This is a genomic window from Priestia sp. D51 (assembly GCF_053345675.1).
Map to the genome: position 1 here is coordinate 858,744 of NZ_JBLTIR010000003.1, position 18,092 is coordinate 876,835.

15 protein-coding genes and 1 riboswitch are annotated in these 18,092 nt (G+C 37.9%); of the genes, 13 read left to right on the top strand and 2 right to left on the bottom strand.

Annotation, left to right across the window (positions count from 1 at the left end; translation table 11 throughout):
* Positions 1 to 19: 19 nt before the first annotated feature.
* The gene (locus tag ACNHOZ_RS16230; protein ID WP_033578445.1) at positions 20 to 1,111 is read right to left on the bottom strand and encodes an ABC transporter ATP-binding protein; all 1,092 of its coding nucleotides are present in this window, start codon (positions 1,109 to 1,111) and stop codon (positions 20 to 22) included.
* A 332-nt stretch (positions 1,112 to 1,443) separates the two neighbouring features.
* On the opposite strand from ACNHOZ_RS16230, the gene ACNHOZ_RS16235 reads away from it, so the two are divergent.
* The 5 genes from ACNHOZ_RS16235 (at position 1,444) to ACNHOZ_RS16255 (ending at position 7,636) form a co-directional block, all read left to right on the top strand.
* A complete protein-coding gene (locus ACNHOZ_RS16235; RefSeq protein ID WP_013056154.1) occupies positions 1,444 to 1,623 on the top strand; it encodes a hypothetical protein in 180 nt (59 codons plus the stop codon).
* A gap of 224 nt (positions 1,624 to 1,847) precedes the next feature.
* Entirely contained in the window at positions 1,848 to 3,785 is a 1,938-nt protein-coding gene (locus ACNHOZ_RS16240) for an ATP-dependent DNA helicase (protein ID WP_013056155.1), read from the top strand.
* A gap of 125 nt (positions 3,786 to 3,910) precedes the next feature.
* Complete coding sequence (locus ACNHOZ_RS16245) at positions 3,911 to 5,428, top strand: carboxypeptidase M32 (RefSeq protein WP_028414043.1); 1,518 nt, start codon at positions 3,911 to 3,913, stop codon at positions 5,426 to 5,428.
* Positions 5,429 to 5,525: 97 nt separating this feature from the next.
* A riboswitch (purine riboswitch) is annotated at positions 5,526 to 5,627 on the top strand.
* Between the two features lie 103 nt (positions 5,628 to 5,730).
* Positions 5,731 to 6,324, top strand: a complete 594-nt coding sequence (locus tag ACNHOZ_RS16250) for a xanthine phosphoribosyltransferase (protein WP_028414042.1) — start codon at positions 5,731 to 5,733, stop codon at positions 6,322 to 6,324.
* Between the two features lies 1 nt (position 6,325).
* Positions 6,326 to 7,636 carry a nucleobase:cation symporter-2 family protein gene (locus tag ACNHOZ_RS16255; protein ID WP_221831799.1) on the top strand — a complete coding sequence of 437 codons (1,311 nt, stop codon included), beginning with the start codon at positions 6,326 to 6,328 and terminating at the stop codon, positions 7,634 to 7,636.
* A 138-nt stretch (positions 7,637 to 7,774) separates the two neighbouring features.
* Here the strand turns inward: ACNHOZ_RS16255 and ACNHOZ_RS16260 are convergent, their stop codons facing one another.
* Positions 7,775 to 8,635: a LysR family transcriptional regulator gene (locus ACNHOZ_RS16260; protein WP_034266540.1), complete on the bottom strand. Its 861-nt coding sequence runs from the start codon at positions 8,633 to 8,635 to the stop codon at positions 7,775 to 7,777.
* Between the two features lie 130 nt (positions 8,636 to 8,765).
* Here ACNHOZ_RS16260 and ACNHOZ_RS16265 point away from each other — a divergent pair, with 130 nt between their 5' ends.
* The 8 genes from ACNHOZ_RS16265 to ACNHOZ_RS16300 all read left to right on the top strand — a co-directional run bounded on the left by ACNHOZ_RS16265 (position 8,766) and on the right by ACNHOZ_RS16300 (position 18,080).
* A complete protein-coding gene (locus ACNHOZ_RS16265) occupies positions 8,766 to 10,190 on the top strand; it encodes an NAD-dependent succinate-semialdehyde dehydrogenase (protein ID WP_338705341.1) in 1,425 nt (474 codons plus the stop codon).
* A 444-nt stretch (positions 10,191 to 10,634) separates the two neighbouring features.
* A complete protein-coding gene (locus ACNHOZ_RS16270) occupies positions 10,635 to 11,177 on the top strand; it encodes a GNAT family N-acetyltransferase (RefSeq protein WP_028414038.1) in 543 nt (180 codons plus the stop codon).
* 224 nt (positions 11,178 to 11,401) lie between these two features.
* On the top strand, positions 11,402 to 12,487 hold the full coding sequence (locus ACNHOZ_RS16275) for a type III polyketide synthase (RefSeq protein ID WP_447697235.1): 1,086 nt from the start codon (positions 11,402 to 11,404) through the stop codon (positions 12,485 to 12,487).
* 5 nt (positions 12,488 to 12,492) lie between these two features.
* Positions 12,493 to 13,056 (top strand): isoprenylcysteine carboxyl methyltransferase family protein, encoded by a 564-nt coding sequence (locus ACNHOZ_RS16280; protein WP_028414036.1) that lies wholly within the window; start codon positions 12,493 to 12,495, stop codon positions 13,054 to 13,056.
* Positions 13,057 to 13,062: 6 nt separating this feature from the next.
* Positions 13,063 to 13,233: a hypothetical protein gene (locus ACNHOZ_RS16285; protein ID WP_221831796.1), complete on the top strand. Its 171-nt coding sequence runs from the start codon at positions 13,063 to 13,065 to the stop codon at positions 13,231 to 13,233.
* Between the two features lie 199 nt (positions 13,234 to 13,432).
* On the top strand, positions 13,433 to 17,050 hold the full coding sequence (locus tag ACNHOZ_RS16290) for a dynamin family protein (protein ID WP_447697236.1): 3,618 nt from the start codon (positions 13,433 to 13,435) through the stop codon (positions 17,048 to 17,050).
* 5 nt (positions 17,051 to 17,055) lie between these two features.
* Positions 17,056 to 17,826, top strand: a complete 771-nt coding sequence (locus tag ACNHOZ_RS16295; RefSeq protein WP_394556975.1) for a nucleotidyltransferase domain-containing protein — start codon at positions 17,056 to 17,058, stop codon at positions 17,824 to 17,826.
* Positions 17,823 to 18,080 carry a DUF2533 family protein gene (locus ACNHOZ_RS16300; protein ID WP_013082381.1) on the top strand — a complete coding sequence of 86 codons (258 nt, stop codon included), beginning with the start codon at positions 17,823 to 17,825 and terminating at the stop codon, positions 18,078 to 18,080. Before ACNHOZ_RS16295 ends, ACNHOZ_RS16300 begins: the two co-directional genes overlap by 4 nt.
* Positions 18,081 to 18,092 lie beyond the last annotated feature (12 nt).

The window sequence follows — 18,092 nt, forward strand, 5'->3', positions numbered from 1 at the left end:
TAGAATTCTTTTTAGATAGTTATTGGTCAATTTTGATACGATTGGTAGATGCTTGGTCAAAGAAATGAGCATGATTCATTTGAAAATGAAACGGAAAGTGCTGATGAACTTGAATATGTTCATCCCCAGGGATTTTAGCCACAAAGAGCTGCTCTCCTAAACTGCTGTATAGTATGTACTCTGCTCCTAATAACTCAGACACATCTACCGGTAATGAAATATGAGGAGCATCAGAAAAGGCACGCGTAATATGCTCGGGTCGAATTCCTACAGTAATGAATTGATTATTGTAGCCTTTTTCATGTAACGAATGCATTTGATTTTCTGTCAGTTGAAACTCATGTTCACTGATGTACAGTTTGCTGTTCACTACTTTTCCTGTGAAAAAGTTCATTCCCGGTGAGCCTATAAAACTGGCTACAAACGTATTCTCTGGAGCATTATACACTTGCATAGGTGAACCTATTTGCTGAATTTTTCCGTCTTTCATAACTACGATTCTGCTTGCCATCGTCATGGCTTCTGTTTGATCGTGGGTTACATAAATAATGGTCGTCTGCAGCCTCTGATGAAGCTTACTGATTTCAGCACGCATTTGTACGCGAAGCTTCGCATCAAGGTTAGACAAAGGCTCATCCATTAAAAAAATTTGGGCATTCCGTACAATGGCTCTTCCTAAAGCCACTCGCTGACGCTGACCTCCTGATAATGCTTTTGGCTTGCGTTTTAAATAGGGTTCTAAGTCCAAAATACGAGCCGCTTCACGAACGCGCTCATCAATTTCTTGTTTTGGGACTTTGCGGAGCTGCAAGCCAAATGCCATGTTGTCGTAAACCGTTAAATGAGGGTAAAGCGCGTAGTTTTGAAACACCATTGCAATATCCCGGTCCTTAGAAGGTAAATCGTTTGCACGATCTCCATTAATAAGCAATTCTCCTTCTGTTATCGATTCAAGGCCGGCGATCATTCGAAGGGTAGTGGATTTGCCGCACCCTGAAGGTCCTACAAATACAATAAATTCTTTGTCTTGAATATGAAGATTAAAATTATCAACTGCAAGACTATCTTTTCCGTATTTTTTATACACATGCTGCAACTGCAGTTCTGCCATTTTTTTCTCCTCTCAGCAGGCTTTTAAAAAATAAAAGCCTCTAATTGCACAGACGGATTGTACGTGTATCTGGCAATTAGAGGCTATCGGTTGACCGGTAAGCCTGTAGTATGTAGTTTTGAGTGATTGAATCTGTAAGTAATTTTAAAATATATTATTCCTATATGTCAAGTGAGAATTAAAATATTTTAATAAGTTCGATTATTTTCTTAAATGAAAGAATCCATTTATTAAGCCAGAGATGCTGGTTTTGAGAATAAAATAAACAGCTGGTGTATAGAATGATAGTATTCACTTTTATAGTAAGCACTACAGAGAGAGGATGTTTATAAATGGATAGAAACACGCAGTTCACTATGATTCGGCAAGCGTTGGAAAACAGCTATCATTTAATGCAGCAGGGAATAGAAGTTAGCGGAGAGACGCTTACTCAGCTGGAACAAGCAAAAGCCGAGTATGAAGCGGCCTTTTTATTGTCTCAGTCCACGGATTCCAAATTCCGCTGTAATTAATTTTTTAATAGCACTTATTCCGTTTGCGTTCTATACACCCAGCTTTTATACAAAAAGGTTCTGTCCTTACAGGCAGAACTTTTTTATGTTCAGCTCTTTTTATTGACATTTTAGATAAAGTAGTCAATAATTAAGTTTTGCTTACATGAGAAATTTACTAGATAAAAAGAAGTGAAGCTAATTTTTATTGATAGATATTTACATAAATAAAGGAGTCAGTATCGATGATGAGAGAGCGGTTGCCTTTTACAATTGAGCGGGATGAAAACTTTTTTGACAAATTAAATGAATGGATAGGTGATGTTTTTTATGATCATCTTCCAGACGCAGGATTAGAACTTCGGGATGAACAAATTTTTATGGCTTTTCAAATCGAACGAGCTTTTAAAGAAAAAAATGTAATCTTTGCAGAAGCAGGTGTAGGAACAGGGAAAACCATTGTGTATTTACTGTACGCTATTTGTTATGCAAGGTATATTGGCAAGCCGGCTATTATTGCCTGTGCGGATGAAACATTAATTGAACAGTTAGTAAAAGCCGAAGGAGACATTGCCAAGCTCTCTGGTATTTTAGATATTAACATGGATGTTCGCCTAGCAAAATCTCAAGATCAGTATCTGTGTTTAAAGAAATTAGATGCTGTGACAGCACGAACAGATAATGAAAACATTGAAGAAATTTACGATACGCTTCCTGATTTTGTTCATGATCATAGTGGTATGCAGTCGTTCTATCACTACGGAGACCGTAAAGAATATCCTCATTTAACGGATGAGGAATGGAATCAAATTAACTGGGATACGTTTCAAGATTGCTCTTCCTGTGAGCAGCGTCATAGATGTGGCTTAACGCTTTCACGCGAGCACTATAGAAAAGCACATGACTTAATTATTTGCTCTCACGATTTTTACATGGAACACATTTGGACATATGAAGCCCGCAAGCGTGAAGGACAGCTTCCGCTTCTTCCTGAAAGCAGCTGTGTTGTATTTGATGAAGGTCACCTGCTGGAATTTGCTGCACAAAAGGCTTTAACGTATCGCATTCAAGAAGATACGTTAGAAAACTTGTTAACGCGTCTATTAGAAAATGACGTGCGAGAAGAATTTGCTGTGAAGATCGAGCACGCTATCGATGTGTATGCAATGTTCTTTGACCGTTTAAGTGAAGCAAGCACAGAAATCGTTGGTTCTAGCCGTAAAGAAGTAGCCCGAACAAACGGGTTACAAAGTGTAGGAAAAGAACTTTTATCGCTGCTTGAACATATCGGAAACGAGCTTGTGTTTGAGAGTGAGACCTATACAGTAGACGAATATACGCTGCGAATTGTAGATGAGTACCTAGATCAAATTGATTATTCGCTGCGCTTATTTATGGACAACGAAAATGCCATCTACTGGGTGGAAGAAAACAACTGGCAGCTGACGTTGGTTATTATGCCGCAAGCAGTAAAAGACGTCTTAAAAGAACGAGTATTTGCGAAGAAAATACCATACATTTTCACTTCTGCCACTCTTTCAGATAACCAATCGTTCGATTATTTAGCATATAGCTTAGGAATTGCAAAGCCGCTTTCTTTTTCAGTTGAATCGCCATTTGATTATGATGAGCAAATGAAAATTGCGGTGAAAAATGTTTCGGATGATCAAGAAGAAGCGTTTGCTGAAAAATTTGCCTTTGCTGTTGCTCAGCTCGAAAAAACGAACGGACGAGCACTTTTATTGTTTAACAGTAAAGAAGAACTAGAGATGTTCAAAGAAGTTTCCAAAGAGTTAAATCAGTACACATTTTTATTTGAAGGCGATCAAGAAATCAGTAAATTAGTGTCTCAGTTCCAAAGGGAAGAAGAAACGATTTTATGCGCTGTTCATTTGTGGGAAGGGTTGGATATTCCTGGACCTTCGTTATCGAATGTAATTATTTGGTCTCTGCCGTATCCGCCAAATGATCCGGTCTTTGAAGCAAAGCGCAATCAAGTAGTCGATCCATTTTGGGATGCAGATATGCCGTATATGCTTCTTCGCTTAAAGCAAGGAGTTGGAAGGCTGATTCGCTCTCATAATGATAAGGGTCTAATCACGATCTTTATGCCAAAAAGCACAGATTCAAAAGTGCGTTCAATCATTGAACAAAATGTTCCAACCAAAATAGAAAACGTATAAAAAAGCGCGGTGGCAGCCGCGCTTTTTTATATGCACAATAGATTGAATTTTCAGTTATATACACACCGTTACTATTATGATAAAATAATTTATGGTGAAATAAGGAAAGTAAGGAGGAAAAAACAATGAGAGAAGACATACAGAAAATTGAGAAACAGTTTTATGAATACATGAATAAAATCAAAAGTTATCACGAGGCAATCGGAGTGATGTACTGGGATTTGAGAACGGGTGCTCCAAAAAAAGGGGCGGATCAGCGTTCTGAAGTGATTGGCATGATGTCATCAGAAGCGTTCAATCTTTCCGTTTCTAATGAAATGGCAGGTTTTATTGAGAAATTAACGAACCCTGAGTCACAGCCTTACATAAACGATATTACGAAAAAAGCAGTGGAAGAATGTAAAAAAGAATATGACTTAAATAAAAAGATTCCTCCGCACGAATATAAAGAATACGTTACGTTAACTTCAAAAGCGGAGTCAATTTGGGAAGAAGCAAAAGAAAAAGCAGATTTTGCTTTATTTCAACCGTACCTTGAAAAAATTGTAGCGTTTAATCAGAAGTTTGTGGAGTATTGGGGGTATGAAGGAAACAAATATAACCGTTTATTAGACCTTTTTGAACCGGGAATGACGGTTGAAATTTTAGACGAGGTATTTGGAAAGCTGCGGGAGCATATTGTGCCTCTTGTTCAGCGAATCGCCGGGTCAAATACAAAGCCCAATACGGAATTTTTATTCCGTACTTTCCCAAAAGAAGCACAAAAGCAATTTAGTCTAGACGTGTTAAAAACACTCGGCTATGATTTTGAAGCGGGGAGACTTGATGAAACCGTCCATCCTTTTGCTACTGGCTTAAACCCGGGAGATGTGCGCATCACCACTAAATATGCCGAGAACGATTTCCGAACGGCTATTTTTGGCACGATTCACGAATGTGGCCATGCTTTATATGAGCAGAATATTTCAAAGGATCTTGTTGGCACGGTTCTATGTGAAGGTACTTCAATGGGAATTCATGAATCACAGTCGCTGTTTTTTGAGCAGTTTGTCGGGAAAAATAAAGCATTTTGGCAGCATCATTACGACGTACTAAAAAAGCATGCGCCGGAACAATTTGACGATGTAGGTTTAGAAGATTTTTACCGAGGAGTAAATGAAGCAAAACCGTCTCTTATTCGTATTGAAGCAGATGAGTTAACGTATCCTCTTCATATTATGATTCGTTACGAAATTGAAAAAGGATTAATAAACGGGGAGTATAAAGTTGAGGATTTACCGGAAATTTGGAATGAGAAATACGAAGAATATTTAGGGGTTCGTCCAAGTCACGATGGAGAAGGCGTGCTTCAGGACGTACACTGGGCCGGAGGAAGCTTTGGGTACTTCCCTTCCTATGCTCTGGGCTATATGTACGCAGCGCAGTTTAAGCATACCATGTTAAAAGACTTGCCTAATTATGATGAACTCTTGGAAAAAGGAGAAATTTCGCCGATTACAAATTGGTTAACAGAACATATTCACCAGTACGGAAAAATGAAAAAACCTCTTGAAATTTTAAACGATGTGACGGGTGAAGGGCTAAATGTAGATTATTTAATTCAATATCTAGAAGAGAAATACGGACAAATTTATCACGTATAAAAAGTGCTATAACCGAATATTATGTTTTGTATTGCAAGTAAATGTTCGAAAATATCTCTTTTAGATATTTTCAAATAAAAGATTTGCTGATATAATACAAGTAACTCAATAACGCACTCATATAATGACGAGAATAAGGCTCGTAAGTATCTACCAAACTACCGTAAATAGTTTGACTATGGGTGAGCGATGAAGTTTGTTTTTCACTTTTGTGCGTAAAAGCTCAAAAACATTGCTCTACTCATATACGAGTGCAGCTATGTTTTTGAGCTTTTTTAATATAAACGTTGGAGGAACGAACTATGAAAGCTTTGCAAAACAAAATTTTAACAGATGGAATCGTATTATCGGACACGGTTTTAAAAGTAGACACATTTTTAAACCACCAAATGGATCCTGTACTGATGAAAGAAATTGGAGAAGAATTTGCTTCGCGCTTTGAAAATGCAGGAATTACGAAGATTTTAACGATTGAATCATCAGGAATTGCTCCAGCGATTATGACCGCATTGAAGCTAAACGTTGAGATGGTGTTTGCCAGAAAAAGAAAATCTTTAACACTTCAAGACGGACTCATTACATCAAAAGTATATTCATTTACAAAAAAAGAAGAAAATGAAATTTCAGTTGCTGATAAATTTATTCGAGAAGATGACGTGATTTTAATTATTGATGACTTTTTAGCAAACGGCCAAGCTGCATTCGGCTTGATGGATATCGTGCAAAAAGCAGGTGCTAAAGTAGGCGGCATTGGTATTGTTATTGAAAAAGCGTTCCAAGATGGAGGAAAACAAATTCGTAAATCAGGCGTTAAAGTAGAATCATTAGCGCGCATTCAGTCTTTATCAAATGGTAAAGTTACATTTGCTGAAGATAAACCGACAGTGGAGGTTTAATATGAATAAAGGAAAAGTCTTTTCACTTGGTTTACAGCATGTTTTAGCTATGTACGGAGGTGCGATTGTTGTCCCGCTTATTGTTGGAGGAGCCATTGGCTTGACTCAGCAGCAGCTTACGTATTTAGTGGCGATTGACTTATTTATGTGCGGTGTGGCAACGTTACTGCAAGTATGGAAAAATCGTTTTTTCGGTATTGGTCTTCCAGTTGTATTAGGGTGTACGTTTACTGCCGTAGGGCCTATGATTTCAATTGGAGGTTCTTACGGCGTTTCCTCCATATATGGTTCTATTATCGTCGCCGGTTTACTCATTGTCCTTCTTTCTGCTTTTCTAGGTAAATTGGTTAAGTTTTTCCCTCCTTTAGTTACGGGTTCGGTTGTAACGATTATTGGAATTACGTTAATTCCTGTAGCGATTAAAGATTTAGCTGGAGGAGAAGGAAGTAAAGATTTTGGCAGCTTGAGCAATTTAGGTTTAGGTTTTGGCGTTTTGCTATTAATTATTGTTCTGTATCGATTTACAAAAGGATTTATGCGCTCCGTCTCTGTGTTATTAGGATTGGTTGTTGGAACAATTGCAGCGTCTTTTATGGGGAAAGTCGATTTTTCCGGCGTAAAAGAAGAAGCGTGGATTCATATGCCGCACGTGTTTTACTTTGGGATGCCAACGTTTAATATTATGGCCATCCTGACAATGTTCCTTGTTTTACTTGTTGGCATTGTCGAGTCCACAGGCGTTTATTTTGCCGTTAGTGATATTTGTAAAAAAGAAGTGGATGAAAAAGATTTATCTAAAGGCTATCGTGCAGAAGGATTGGCGATTTTATTAGGCGGATTTTTTAACGCATTTCCTTATACAGCGTATTCTCAAAATGTAGGACTTTTACAGTTGTCAGGTGTTCGCACAAGAAATGTTGTATTTGCAGCGAGTGGAATTTTAATCATTTTGGGCTTTCTACCTAAAATCGCAGCCGTGACGACAGTTATCCCGAGCTCTGTACTTGGAGGAGCTATGGTAGCCATGTTTGGGATGGTCATCTCTTCAGGTATAAAAATCCTTAGTCAAGTTGATTTAGCAAAACAAGAAAACCTTCTTGTAATTGCATGTTCGGTTGGTATGGGTCTAGGGGTGACGGTTGTACCTGAACTCTTCAAAAACTTACCAGAGAGTCTTCAAGTTCTCACTGGAAGCGGTATTGTGATGGGGAGTTTTACAGCAATCTTTTTAAATATTGTCTTTAATATGATGAAATCACCACGTGCGCAAGTTGCGGAAACAAAGTTAACAAATGAAGTAATATCGAAATAAAAAGAGGCTGGAGCCAAAATATTTTAGTTGAAGAAGATCCGAACGATTAATCGTTCGGATCTTTTCAATGTCATAGGGAACATAGCTGTAACAAGCGATTCATAGTAGATTATTTGTCCAATTTGGTCGTCTTTCCTATTAAGACCGTGTTTTGAAAAACAGTGTATAAAGCATTTTCCCCACGTCAGGATTTTTTGCCACTAATGAAATTTCTCTTTTGAATTTGAAGTCTGTAATAGGCAATGCTTTAATGTTTGAGCTTTGTAAATGGCGCATAAAAATTTCAGGGAGAATTGAAATACCTAAATTAGCTGAAATAAATCCCATAATACTTTGAGCAAATTCAATTTCATTGGCAATGGAAATTTTTAAGTTATGACGATTGTACGCTTTTTCTACTAGTGTCCGAACATCGCACCCTGGAGGGAGAACTACAATGGGTTCTTCTTTGAAATCTTCAAATGATACGCTTTCTTTTTCGGCTAACGGGTGCTGATCATTCACAAATAAATAAAAGTCTTCTTTGAATAATAATTTTGACCAGTAAGTATGTTGAATCTCTCGATCATCAAATAAAGCTCCATCAATTTGATTGCTCTCTAACTGCTCTAACAAATCATAATAGTGATGCGAGGTTTTTATATCAATATGGCGATTGTGGTCTTTAGCAGAAGCCAGTTGATAAGGTAAGTAAAAAGCAGCCATACTTTGCCACGTTCCGATAGTTAAATCACAAGCTTCTTGCGTAGACACTAATTTTTTTTGAAGAGCATGAACGCTTGATAGTATGGATTCACCTTCTTGTAAAAGAATTTCACCTGCTGAGGTTAATTCTACTCCTGTAGCGGAGCGAATAAATAATGTTACTCCTAAATCTTCTTCTAGTTTTCTCATTTGCTTACTGAGCGCGGGCTGCGTCATATGCAGCTGTTCGCTTGCTTTGCTTAAGCTTTTTGTTTTGGCTGTTTCAATAAAAGACTCAAGCCATTCTGTTTTCATATTTATCACCTATAACCTTTTGTTATACCCATAGTATAGAAGGGAAGTTCTCATAAATCAACGAAGATGCTAGTGTATATAGTGTAGTTAACACAGCGCAAAGAAATTCACACAACTAGGAGGATGAATGATGTATCCAAACAAACTATATATTAACGGTGAATGGACAACAACAGAAGAGAAAATTGATGTGATTAATCCAGCAACAAAAGAAGTTATAGGACAAATTCCCAAGGCAGGCGCAAAGGAAGCAGCACTTGCCGCTGATGCAGCAGCGACAGCTTTTAAAACATGGTCGAAAAGAACTGCTCAAGAGCGCAGTGCTATTTTAATGAGATGGCATCAACTTATTGAAAATCATAAAGATGAACTAGCAGAAATTATGACAACGGAACAAGGCAAACCATTTGCAGAAGCAAAAGGTGAAGTGCAGTATGGCAATGATTATATTGCTTGGTTTGCTGAAGAAGGAAAGCGTGTATATGGTGAAACGATTCCAGCTCATCATACGCATAAACGTATTACGGTTAAAAAACAGCCTGTTGGCGTTGTAGCAGCTATTACGCCATGGAACTTCCCTGCAGCCATGATTACGCGTAAAGTGGCCCCAGCTCTTGCAGCAGGATGTACAATTGTTTTAAAACCATCTGAAGAAACACCATTTACAGCATTTCGTTTAGTAGAACTCGCAGAAGAAGCGGGCGTTCCACAAGGTGTGATCAATGTTGTTACTGGAGATGCAGCAGCTATTGGCGACACATGGCAAAAAGACGGACGCATCCGAAAATTAACATTTACTGGTTCAACAGCGGTTGGTAAACATCTAATGCGCGGTGCTGCTGATACTGTGAAAAAATTATCGCTGGAATTAGGCGGTCATGCACCGTTTATCGTAACAGAAAATGCAGATTTAGACGCTGCTGTAAACGGCGTAATTGCTTCTAAGTTTGTCAACGCAGGTCAAACGTGCATCTGCACAAACCGCGTATACGTACAAGAATCCATTGCAGATGTTTTCGTTGAAAAATTTGCAGCAAAAGCGGCGGAATTAACAGTAGGAAACGGATTAGAAGAAGGTACACAAGTTGGACCGTTAATTAACGACAAAGCGGTTGAGAAAGTAAAAGCACAAATTGCGGATGCAAAAAGTAAAGGAGCTAAAGTTGTAGTTGGCGGACAAGCTATAACAACTAAAAACGGTTTCTTTATGGAGCCGACAATTATCACAAATGTAACTGATGACATGAATTGCATGTTTGAAGAAACGTTTGGACCATTGGCACCTGTATCAACATTCAAAACAGTAGAAGAAGCCGTAGAACGAGCAAACAATAGCCCTTATGGTTTAGCAGCTTACGTATTTACAGAAAACATTAAAGAAGCAACATTTGTATCTGAAGAATTAGAATACGGCATTGTAGGAGTAAATGATGGCTCTCCATCTGCAGCTCAAGCTCCATTCGGCGGCTTTAAAGAAAGTGGTCTTGGACGTGAAGGAAGTCATTACGGCATTGAAGATTATTTAGAAGTAAAATATATCTCAATGGGACTTTAATAAAAAGTAGGACAAAAATAGTTTAGTCGAAGTGAAATACGAACTAGCAACTAATAATCAAAATTATTGGTTGTTAGTTCGTATTTTTTTATTGTTAAGATGGACGTAGCTTTCATGCGTTTCGTTGCTTCTAGCGGATTAATCCCATTTGTTCGTCTTTAGGTCGGAGTGATTTCGTTGTGTCCCAGCCTCTTTTTTATGCACTTTTGTAAAGAAAATTTGAAATAATAGTTCTTTAACGCAATTAATTGCATTTCTAGGATGTCTGTGCAAGAATAAATATTTCAAAAATAGTTTAGCTTTGTTTAAAGCGTGGGTAATACAACAAATGCACATGATTGCTTGTTAGATGAAATGAAAAGCAGAACTTTACCACTGATAAATTACGCAAGCTAGAACCAAAATAGTAGTACTGAATGGTGAAAAATATAGGAGTTGATATAGATGATTACAGCAGAGAAAAACATAGTGAAATTTAAAGCAAAAGACGGACGTGAAGTCACTATACGCCCTGCAAAGGCAAGTGATGCAGAGCATATTACAACAGCGGTAAGAGAAATTATTGAAGCCGGGGAATTTATTCAAAAAGATGAGCCGCGCACAGTCCAAGAAGAGCAAGATTTTATTGCATCAGTAGAAAAGAACAATCACATGTACGTTGTAGCTGAAGTCGAAGGTGAAGTGCTTGGAATCGCACGTGTTCTGAGAGGCGAAATTAAAATGAAGCGCCACACGGGGCTCTTCCGTACATGGCTTATTTCAAAAGCACAGGGAATGGGAATAGGAAAACAATTTATGAATTATACGCTAAACTGGTGCAAAGAAAATAATCTTCATAAACTTTCTTTAACTGTGTTTGCTTCTAATAAAGTGGCATACGAATTGTATAAAAAGGTAGGATTTGAACAAGAAGGTGTTATGAAAGAACAAGCTTATTTTAACAATGAATATGTAGATGAAATCTATATGTCCATTTTCTTTTCATAAAAAATAAGCACTTATTTTCGTCAATCCATAAATTGTATCTGTACATTCAGATTATTTGCGCTATAATAAAAGTGCACAACAAACATACACTTCTTCAAAACGTAGACTTTCCTGAGTTACAGGAAAGTTTTTTTATGTTTCACCTCCATTCCACTAAAAAAGAATTGAATAAATCCCCAGCTATTACAAATGTTAAATGTAACGCAATCAAAGAGGTGAAGTGTATGCCAAAAATTGTCTCAGTTGGATTTGGAGTTCCCCCCTATGAATTAACTCAGCAAGACACGCTGCTATTTGCAAAAGAGCTTTTTTCCGAGTCGTTTAAAAATATTAATCGTCTGCTGACCGTTTTTCAAAATGGTCAAATTGAAAAACGTAATTTTGCCAAAGACTTATCTTGGTTTCAAGAAGATCATACATTCGAAGAAAAAAATGATGCTTTTATAGAATGTGCTGTTGAATTAGGTACAAAAGCCATTGAAGAATGCTTAACAAATAAAGACTATGTAAGTACCCCTTTGCCGTGTGGAGAAATTGATGCTATTTTTTACGTTTCAACAAGCGGTGTAGCTACGCCTAGCATTGAAGCTCGAATTATGAATAAGCTTGCGTTTTCAGACCATACAAAAAGAATCCCTATATGGGGATTAGGGTGTGCCGGAGGAGCATCTGGACTTTCAAGGGCTTACGAATATTGCAAAGCCTTTCCGCGCGCTAAAGTTCTTGTATTATCCGTTGAGCTGTGCAGTTTGACTTTTCAGCGGAATGATCGTTCAAAAAGCAACTTAATCGGTACATCTTTATTTGCTGATGGAGTAGCAGCTGCTTTAGTCGCAGGTGACGAAGCAGATATCACTTTTTCCCGTTCAAAAAGCTTTCCTTACATTTTACATACACAATCGACGCTTATGCCAAATTCCGAAGACGTAATGGGATGGGAGATTAAAAATGATGGGTTATTTGTTGTGTTTTCAAAAGATATTCCCACTATTATCGATTCGTGGTTAGGCGGAGAAGTGGAGTCTTTTTTACAAACTCAGAATTTGACCAGTCGGGATTTAAAACATTTTGTTGCTCATCCTGGAGGGAAAAAAGTGCTTGAAGCATATGTATCAACGCTATCGCTAAACGAAAATATGATTGCTGATTCACTAGATGTACTTAAAAACCATGGAAACATGTCTTCGGCAACCGTTTTATATGTGCTAGACCGCTTTATGAAGAAAGAAATTCCGAGTAAAGAATACGGTTTATTAACAGCTCTTGGTCCTGGATTTAGTTCTGAAATGCTTCTATTAGAGTGGAGGTAAAGCGATTGTTTTTTTATAGTTTTTTTGTATTTATTATCTTACAGCGTCTATGTGAATTGGTGATTGCCAAAAGAAATGAAGCTTGGATGAAGAAGCAGGGAGCATACGAAGCTGGTCAAAGTCACTACAAATGGATGGTAAGCATGCACGCCGCTTTTTTTGCTGCTCTTTTTACGGAAGTGTATGTGTTAAACGGTGGAATGTATCACTTTTCTTTTTTGTTGTTTAGCTTTTTTGTGCTTGTGCAACTTGCAAGAGTATGGGCTATTTCTTCGTTAGGAAAGTATTGGAATACAAAAATTATCGTCTTGCCTAACGCGAAGGTTGTGCTAAGAGGTCCTTATCGGTTTATGAAGCACCCAAATTATACAGTTGTAGCGGCAGAATTGGTGTTAGTTCCGCTTATGTTTCAGGCATACTGGACGTTAGCTATTTTTTCTGTTTTCAATTTGTGTATATTAGCCGTTAGAATTCCTTTAGAAGAGCAAGCGCTAACGAATGAAACAAATTATGGCGAGGTCATGCAAAATACGGGACGTTTCTTTCCTGCAAAAAAATCTCAAAACTAATTGAAAATGATTATCTTTCATGATAAGATGAAATCAAATGATAAAGATTATCAATTTCATCAATTAGAAACGGTGGTGGACGTAATGGTTAGTCTTTTTGTGATCGGAGCACTTGCTACATATGTTGGCGTCACAACGTATGTAATGAAAAATATTGAAAAAGCCCAAAAGGCGTAATATATACACGATAAATAAATACAATGCAAAGCTGTCAAATTATTGACAGCTTTTTTTATTGTTTTTGTAACTAAAAATTCAGTTTTTTATGGGAAAACGTAGGTGAATCAAGTAAAATAGAGAAAGAATAAGCAGAAACAAAGATGGATAGAGAACATTTAAATACAGTCTTGAATGAGGCAAAAGGGGTAGAGTAATAATGGGTAAAGTGAGTGTGAAACATCAAGAAAATCTCCAATTGGAAGCATCTCTTTTTCATTTACATAAGCAATTTCAAGCAGCTGGAGATGAACAGCAGGCAGCAAAAGCAATACAGCTGTTAAAAAAGTGGGTGAACGGTGAATTTGTTGTAGCATTTTGCGGACATTTTTCGGCTGGGAAATCGAGTATGATTAACGAATTAATGGGGCAAGCAATTTTGCCTGCAAGTCCTATTCCGACAAGCGCAAACTTAGTATCAGTAAAGGCGGGGGATGAGCATGCAACCGTTTATTACCGCAAACAGCCGCCGGTGCGTTATGAAGCGCCTTATCAGCATGAACAAATTAAGCAGTTTGCTGTCGACGGAGATGAAGTAGAGTCCATTCATTTATCAATCGAGACAAACGCTATTCCTAAAAATGTTGTGGTGATGGACACACCGGGGATTGATTCAACAGATGATGCGCATCGTGTATCGACCGAGTCAGCTCTTCACTTAGCGGACGTTATTTTCTACGTGATGGATTATAATCATGTGCAGGCAGAATTAAATCTTCAATTTGCAAAACAGCTGCAAGAAGCTAATAAAACGCTTTATTTAATTGTAAATCAAATCGATAAACATCAAGAAGATCAGCTAACATTTCAAGCATTTAAAGAATCTGTAGAAACGTCATTTTTAAAGTGGAATGTTAGACCAGAAGGAATCTTCTATACGTCGTTAAAAGAGCCAGCCAACCGTCATAATGACCTTTCGTACGTAAAATCTCTATTACTTGCTATGATGACGGAAAAAGAAAACCGACATCAGCATATTCAACATGCGTTGCAAATGTTAATTGACGATCACCTTGCCTTTATTGAAGACCAAGAAGAAGAAAAGTTAACGATTCATGACGAGCTGCGCCATAAGCTGACGCTTGAGAACCATGAAATAAATAAGCAGCAAAAAGAGCAGCTTCTCGAAAAAGAAGCGGAAATAAAGCGTGCTGAAAAGCAGTTAGCAGAAACGTACCAACAAGAAACAGGCAAGATACTAAGCAACGCCAATTTAACACCATATGAAATGAGAGAAAAAGCTAGGCTGTTTTTAGAAACGACAAAGCCTGATTTCAAAGTGGGTCTTTTATTTGCTAAGAAAAAGACCGAGGAAGTAAAAAAAGAGCGGCTGACGTTATTTTTTGACGATATGAAAGAACGAACAGCCTCTCAGCTGCAGTGGCACTTGCAGCAATATGTGCAAGATCTGGTGAAAAATCAAAATCTTACTGACCCGGATCTTATACGCCAGGTTCAGCAGTTTGAAATTCCGTTAGAACCTCATGACTTAATTGAAACGGTAAAAGCAGGAGCTACGATTAATGGTGATTATGTTTTAACGTACGCAAAAGATGTAGCTGATCACATTAAGAAAAAAGCCACGCGATTGTTATACGAGCTCTATGCGCAAATCGAACAGAGCAAAATGGAGCAAGATGAAGTAAAGCGTGAGAATATTTCTCAACACTTGCAGGAATGTGAGGCATTTGAAGAAGCGTATACATCTCTTCAGGAAATGAAAGCAAAACTGGCACGTACAAAAGCGTTGCTTCAATCTTTACAGCAAACTGATGACGGCCTAACGCTAGAAGATACAAACGAGTTGTCATATATGTTACAAGAAGAATATGAAACGGGCATCATGAAAGCTGAAGAAAAGCATGAAGCTGCGAGTGAGCAGCAGTTAGTTTCACAGCCTGAGGAAGCTGTACATGAAACAGGAACAGAAAAGGTTCTTCAAGATGTATCTGCTGTTCTCGAACAGCTCCGTTCATTTGGAAAATTAGACCGCTTTATTAATAGGCTTCAAGAAAAACGTAAAAAGCTATCAAATCAAACGTTTACCGTAGCTTTATTCGGAGCATTCAGTGCCGGTAAGTCATCTTTTGCTAATGCGTTGATTGGAGAAAGATTACTTCCTGTATCTCCGAATCCAACAACAGCAACCATCAATAAAATTATGCCTCCAACAGAAAAACGGCCGCATAAAACAGCTGTTGTGCAAATGAAAACAAACAAGCAGATGATCCAAGATTTAAATGGTGCACTTAAGCTGTTTCATCATGAAGTAGAAACAATTGACGAAGCGCTAGCGATTATTCCGACCCTGCAGGCAACAGAAGAGCTGCAGCTGCATTTGTCGTTTTTACAGGCAGTAGAAAAAGGCTACGGCGAAGTCAAGCATCATATCGGTTCAGAAGTAGTAGTGGATACAGAAGGATTTCATGATTATGTAGCCAAGGAAGAAAAAGCGTGTTTTGTTCAATTTATTAACCTGTATTATGACTGTGAATTTACTCGCTTAGGCATTACGCTTGTTGATACACCTGGAGCTGATTCAATCAATGCGAGACACACGGGAGTAGCGTTTGAGTATATCAAAAATGCAGATGCCATTTTATTTGTAACGTATTATAATCATGCATTTTCAAAAGCTGACCGAGAATTTCTTATTCAGCTTGGCCGTGTAAAAGATGTATTTGCGCTTGATAAAATGTTTTTCTTAGTAAATGCAGCGGACTTAGCCAGCTCGGATACAGAGCTGCAGTTAGTTCAGACGTACGTAAAAGAGCAGCTTGAACAGTATGGTATACGCTTTCCGCGCTTATACCCGGTATCAAGCTTGCAAGCTTTGCAAAACCACGAGGATAAAATGTTTCTGCCATTCAAAAATGCGTTTTACCGCTTCATAAATTATGAATTACCAGAGCTTGCTATCCAAAGTGTCTATGCAGATTTCGAACAAATTTTAGCAGTTGCCAATGAAATGAAACAGGTGCAGACAAAATCAGAAGTCGATAAAAAGCGATACATTCAATCTCTTCACATAAAAAATGAGCAGGTAGCAGCAAAACTGCATGAAATTCATTTTGAATATGAACAACAGCAGTTTGACCGAGAATTAGAAGAGCTTTTATTTTATGTGAAAAAACGTCTGTTTGTGAGGTACGATGACTTCTTTAAAGAAGCATTCAGTCCGGCAAACTTAAGAGATGATCGAGGTGAAAAGCAAAAGCAGCTGCGCCTGTGTTTGCAGGAGTTGTTAACGTCTATTTCCTTCGACGCAACGCAAGAAGTGCGTGCGACCACTTTGCGAATCGAAAAATACATCGTAAAATTAATCGAAGACTGGCATCGAATGATCATCACAAAGCTACAGCGCTATGAACCGACGTTTACTCCAACGTTGAACTCGTTAGAGCCTCCAAATGGCAGCGAAGTTGTGACAAGTCATCAATTCGATAAGAATGAATCGTATCAAAAAGAGCTTTCACTGTATAAAAACAATAAAAGCTTTTTTGAAAAAAATGAGAAAGCAAAGCTCCACGCTGCTTTATTAGAACGTATTAAGCCGGATGTTAATCACTACATTGCGAAAGAAGAAGCTGCTCTTCATTCACACTATACCTATTTAGTGAATCAGTACGTTTTAGCGCATAAACAGTCTGTATCTGAAGAATGGTATGATTATTACAAACAGCTGCAAGCGGCCGTGTCTGAAGAATTTCCAATTCAAGAATTGGTAAGTACAATGACGGTGCTAGAACTTGTATTGGAGGAAAGAAAGGGTCATTAATTTTTATGTCTACACACATAAATAAACGTTTACAGGAAATTGAAAAAGAATATAATGTAGAAATTTTGTTTGCATGTGAATCAGGGAGCCGTGCTTACGGACTGGACACGTTAGCGAGTGATTTTGACGTCCGCTTTATATATAAATATAAAGCATCACGCTATCTTCATCTCAATAGACCTCAAGAGGTCATTAATGTAGCAGAAGGCAATTATGATATGCAAGGGTGGGATTTGTACAAAACCATTTATTTGTTTACAAAATCAAACCCTTCGCTTTATGAGTGGCTATGGTCGCCTTTTGTTTATTATCAAAAGTCATCGTTTGCTGAGCCACTCCGGCAAATGATGGCTCAATCATATTCCTTAAAAGCATTGGGATATCATTATTTTAAAATTTTAACGATAAATAGTAAAAGAAATCTGACATCTTCTGTTACAATAGAGGATATAAAAGTGATGCTCCAACTGATTCGTGCATTTTTATCACTGAAAGTAGTAAAGCAGCGCAGTTTCCCTGTCATTTTATTTGCCGATTTATGTAAGCAGGCAAATCTCGACGATAGGCAGCAATCCATCATTGAGCAATTTGTACAATGCAAGATAAGCGGGAAAGTCGCTTTTAATGAAAAGATGAAAAACTTTTTGGATAGCATTAAGAAAGAATCTGCAGCGATAGAAAAAAACTTAAAAGAATTACCGGAAAAGCAAATCAGTTATGAGGACATTAACTTATTTTTACTAACTCAGCATAATATAATGGAGGAACGAACATGAGTGTACATAAAGAAATTTCAGCCCATTCTAAAAAACAGCACGAATTAGTACGTGCTTTTGCCAGCTTAGAAGCTCGACGTGAGCAAGCTATTGAAGCAGCTGTGCTTCTCTGCAAAGAAGGGAAGCCCTTTTCTGTAGACGGTATTAACGCTGTAACAGCAGAAATTAATGAGCTGTCTCAAAAATACACCATCATTCCAGGCCGTAAAGTAGTGACGGAAGAAATGGTTAAAGAGTACGTGGCAAGAATATAAACGTGCTAAGCT

What these genes read in the sequence shown, in the direction of transcription:
- ACNHOZ_RS16230 (WP_033578445.1), bottom strand. Translation starts at nt 1,111, where the DNA reads ATGGCAGAACTGCAGTTGCAGCATGTGTATAAAAAATACGGAAAAGAT.
- ACNHOZ_RS16235 (WP_013056154.1), top strand. Translation starts at nt 1,444, where the DNA reads ATGGATAGAAACACGCAGTTCACTATGATTCGGCAAGCGTTGGAAAAC.
- ACNHOZ_RS16240 (WP_013056155.1), top strand. Translation starts at nt 1,848, where the DNA reads ATGATGAGAGAGCGGTTGCCTTTTACAATTGAGCGGGATGAAAACTTT.
- ACNHOZ_RS16245 (WP_028414043.1), top strand. Translation starts at nt 3,911, where the DNA reads ATGAGAGAAGACATACAGAAAATTGAGAAACAGTTTTATGAATACATG.
- ACNHOZ_RS16250 (WP_028414042.1), top strand. Translation starts at nt 5,731, where the DNA reads ATGAAAGCTTTGCAAAACAAAATTTTAACAGATGGAATCGTATTATCG.
- ACNHOZ_RS16255 (WP_221831799.1), top strand. Translation starts at nt 6,326, where the DNA reads ATGAATAAAGGAAAAGTCTTTTCACTTGGTTTACAGCATGTTTTAGCT.
- ACNHOZ_RS16260 (WP_034266540.1), bottom strand. Translation starts at nt 8,635, where the DNA reads ATGAAAACAGAATGGCTTGAGTCTTTTATTGAAACAGCCAAAACAAAA.
- ACNHOZ_RS16265 (WP_338705341.1), top strand. Translation starts at nt 8,766, where the DNA reads ATGTATCCAAACAAACTATATATTAACGGTGAATGGACAACAACAGAA.
- ACNHOZ_RS16270 (WP_028414038.1), top strand. Translation starts at nt 10,635, where the DNA reads ATGATTACAGCAGAGAAAAACATAGTGAAATTTAAAGCAAAAGACGGA.
- ACNHOZ_RS16275 (WP_447697235.1), top strand. Translation starts at nt 11,402, where the DNA reads ATGCCAAAAATTGTCTCAGTTGGATTTGGAGTTCCCCCCTATGAATTA.
- ACNHOZ_RS16285 (WP_221831796.1), top strand. Translation starts at nt 13,063, where the DNA reads ATGATTATCTTTCATGATAAGATGAAATCAAATGATAAAGATTATCAA.
- ACNHOZ_RS16290 (WP_447697236.1), top strand. Translation starts at nt 13,433, where the DNA reads ATGGGTAAAGTGAGTGTGAAACATCAAGAAAATCTCCAATTGGAAGCA.
- ACNHOZ_RS16295 (WP_394556975.1), top strand. Translation starts at nt 17,056, where the DNA reads ATGTCTACACACATAAATAAACGTTTACAGGAAATTGAAAAAGAATAT.
- ACNHOZ_RS16300 (WP_013082381.1), top strand. Translation starts at nt 17,823, where the DNA reads ATGAGTGTACATAAAGAAATTTCAGCCCATTCTAAAAAACAGCACGAA.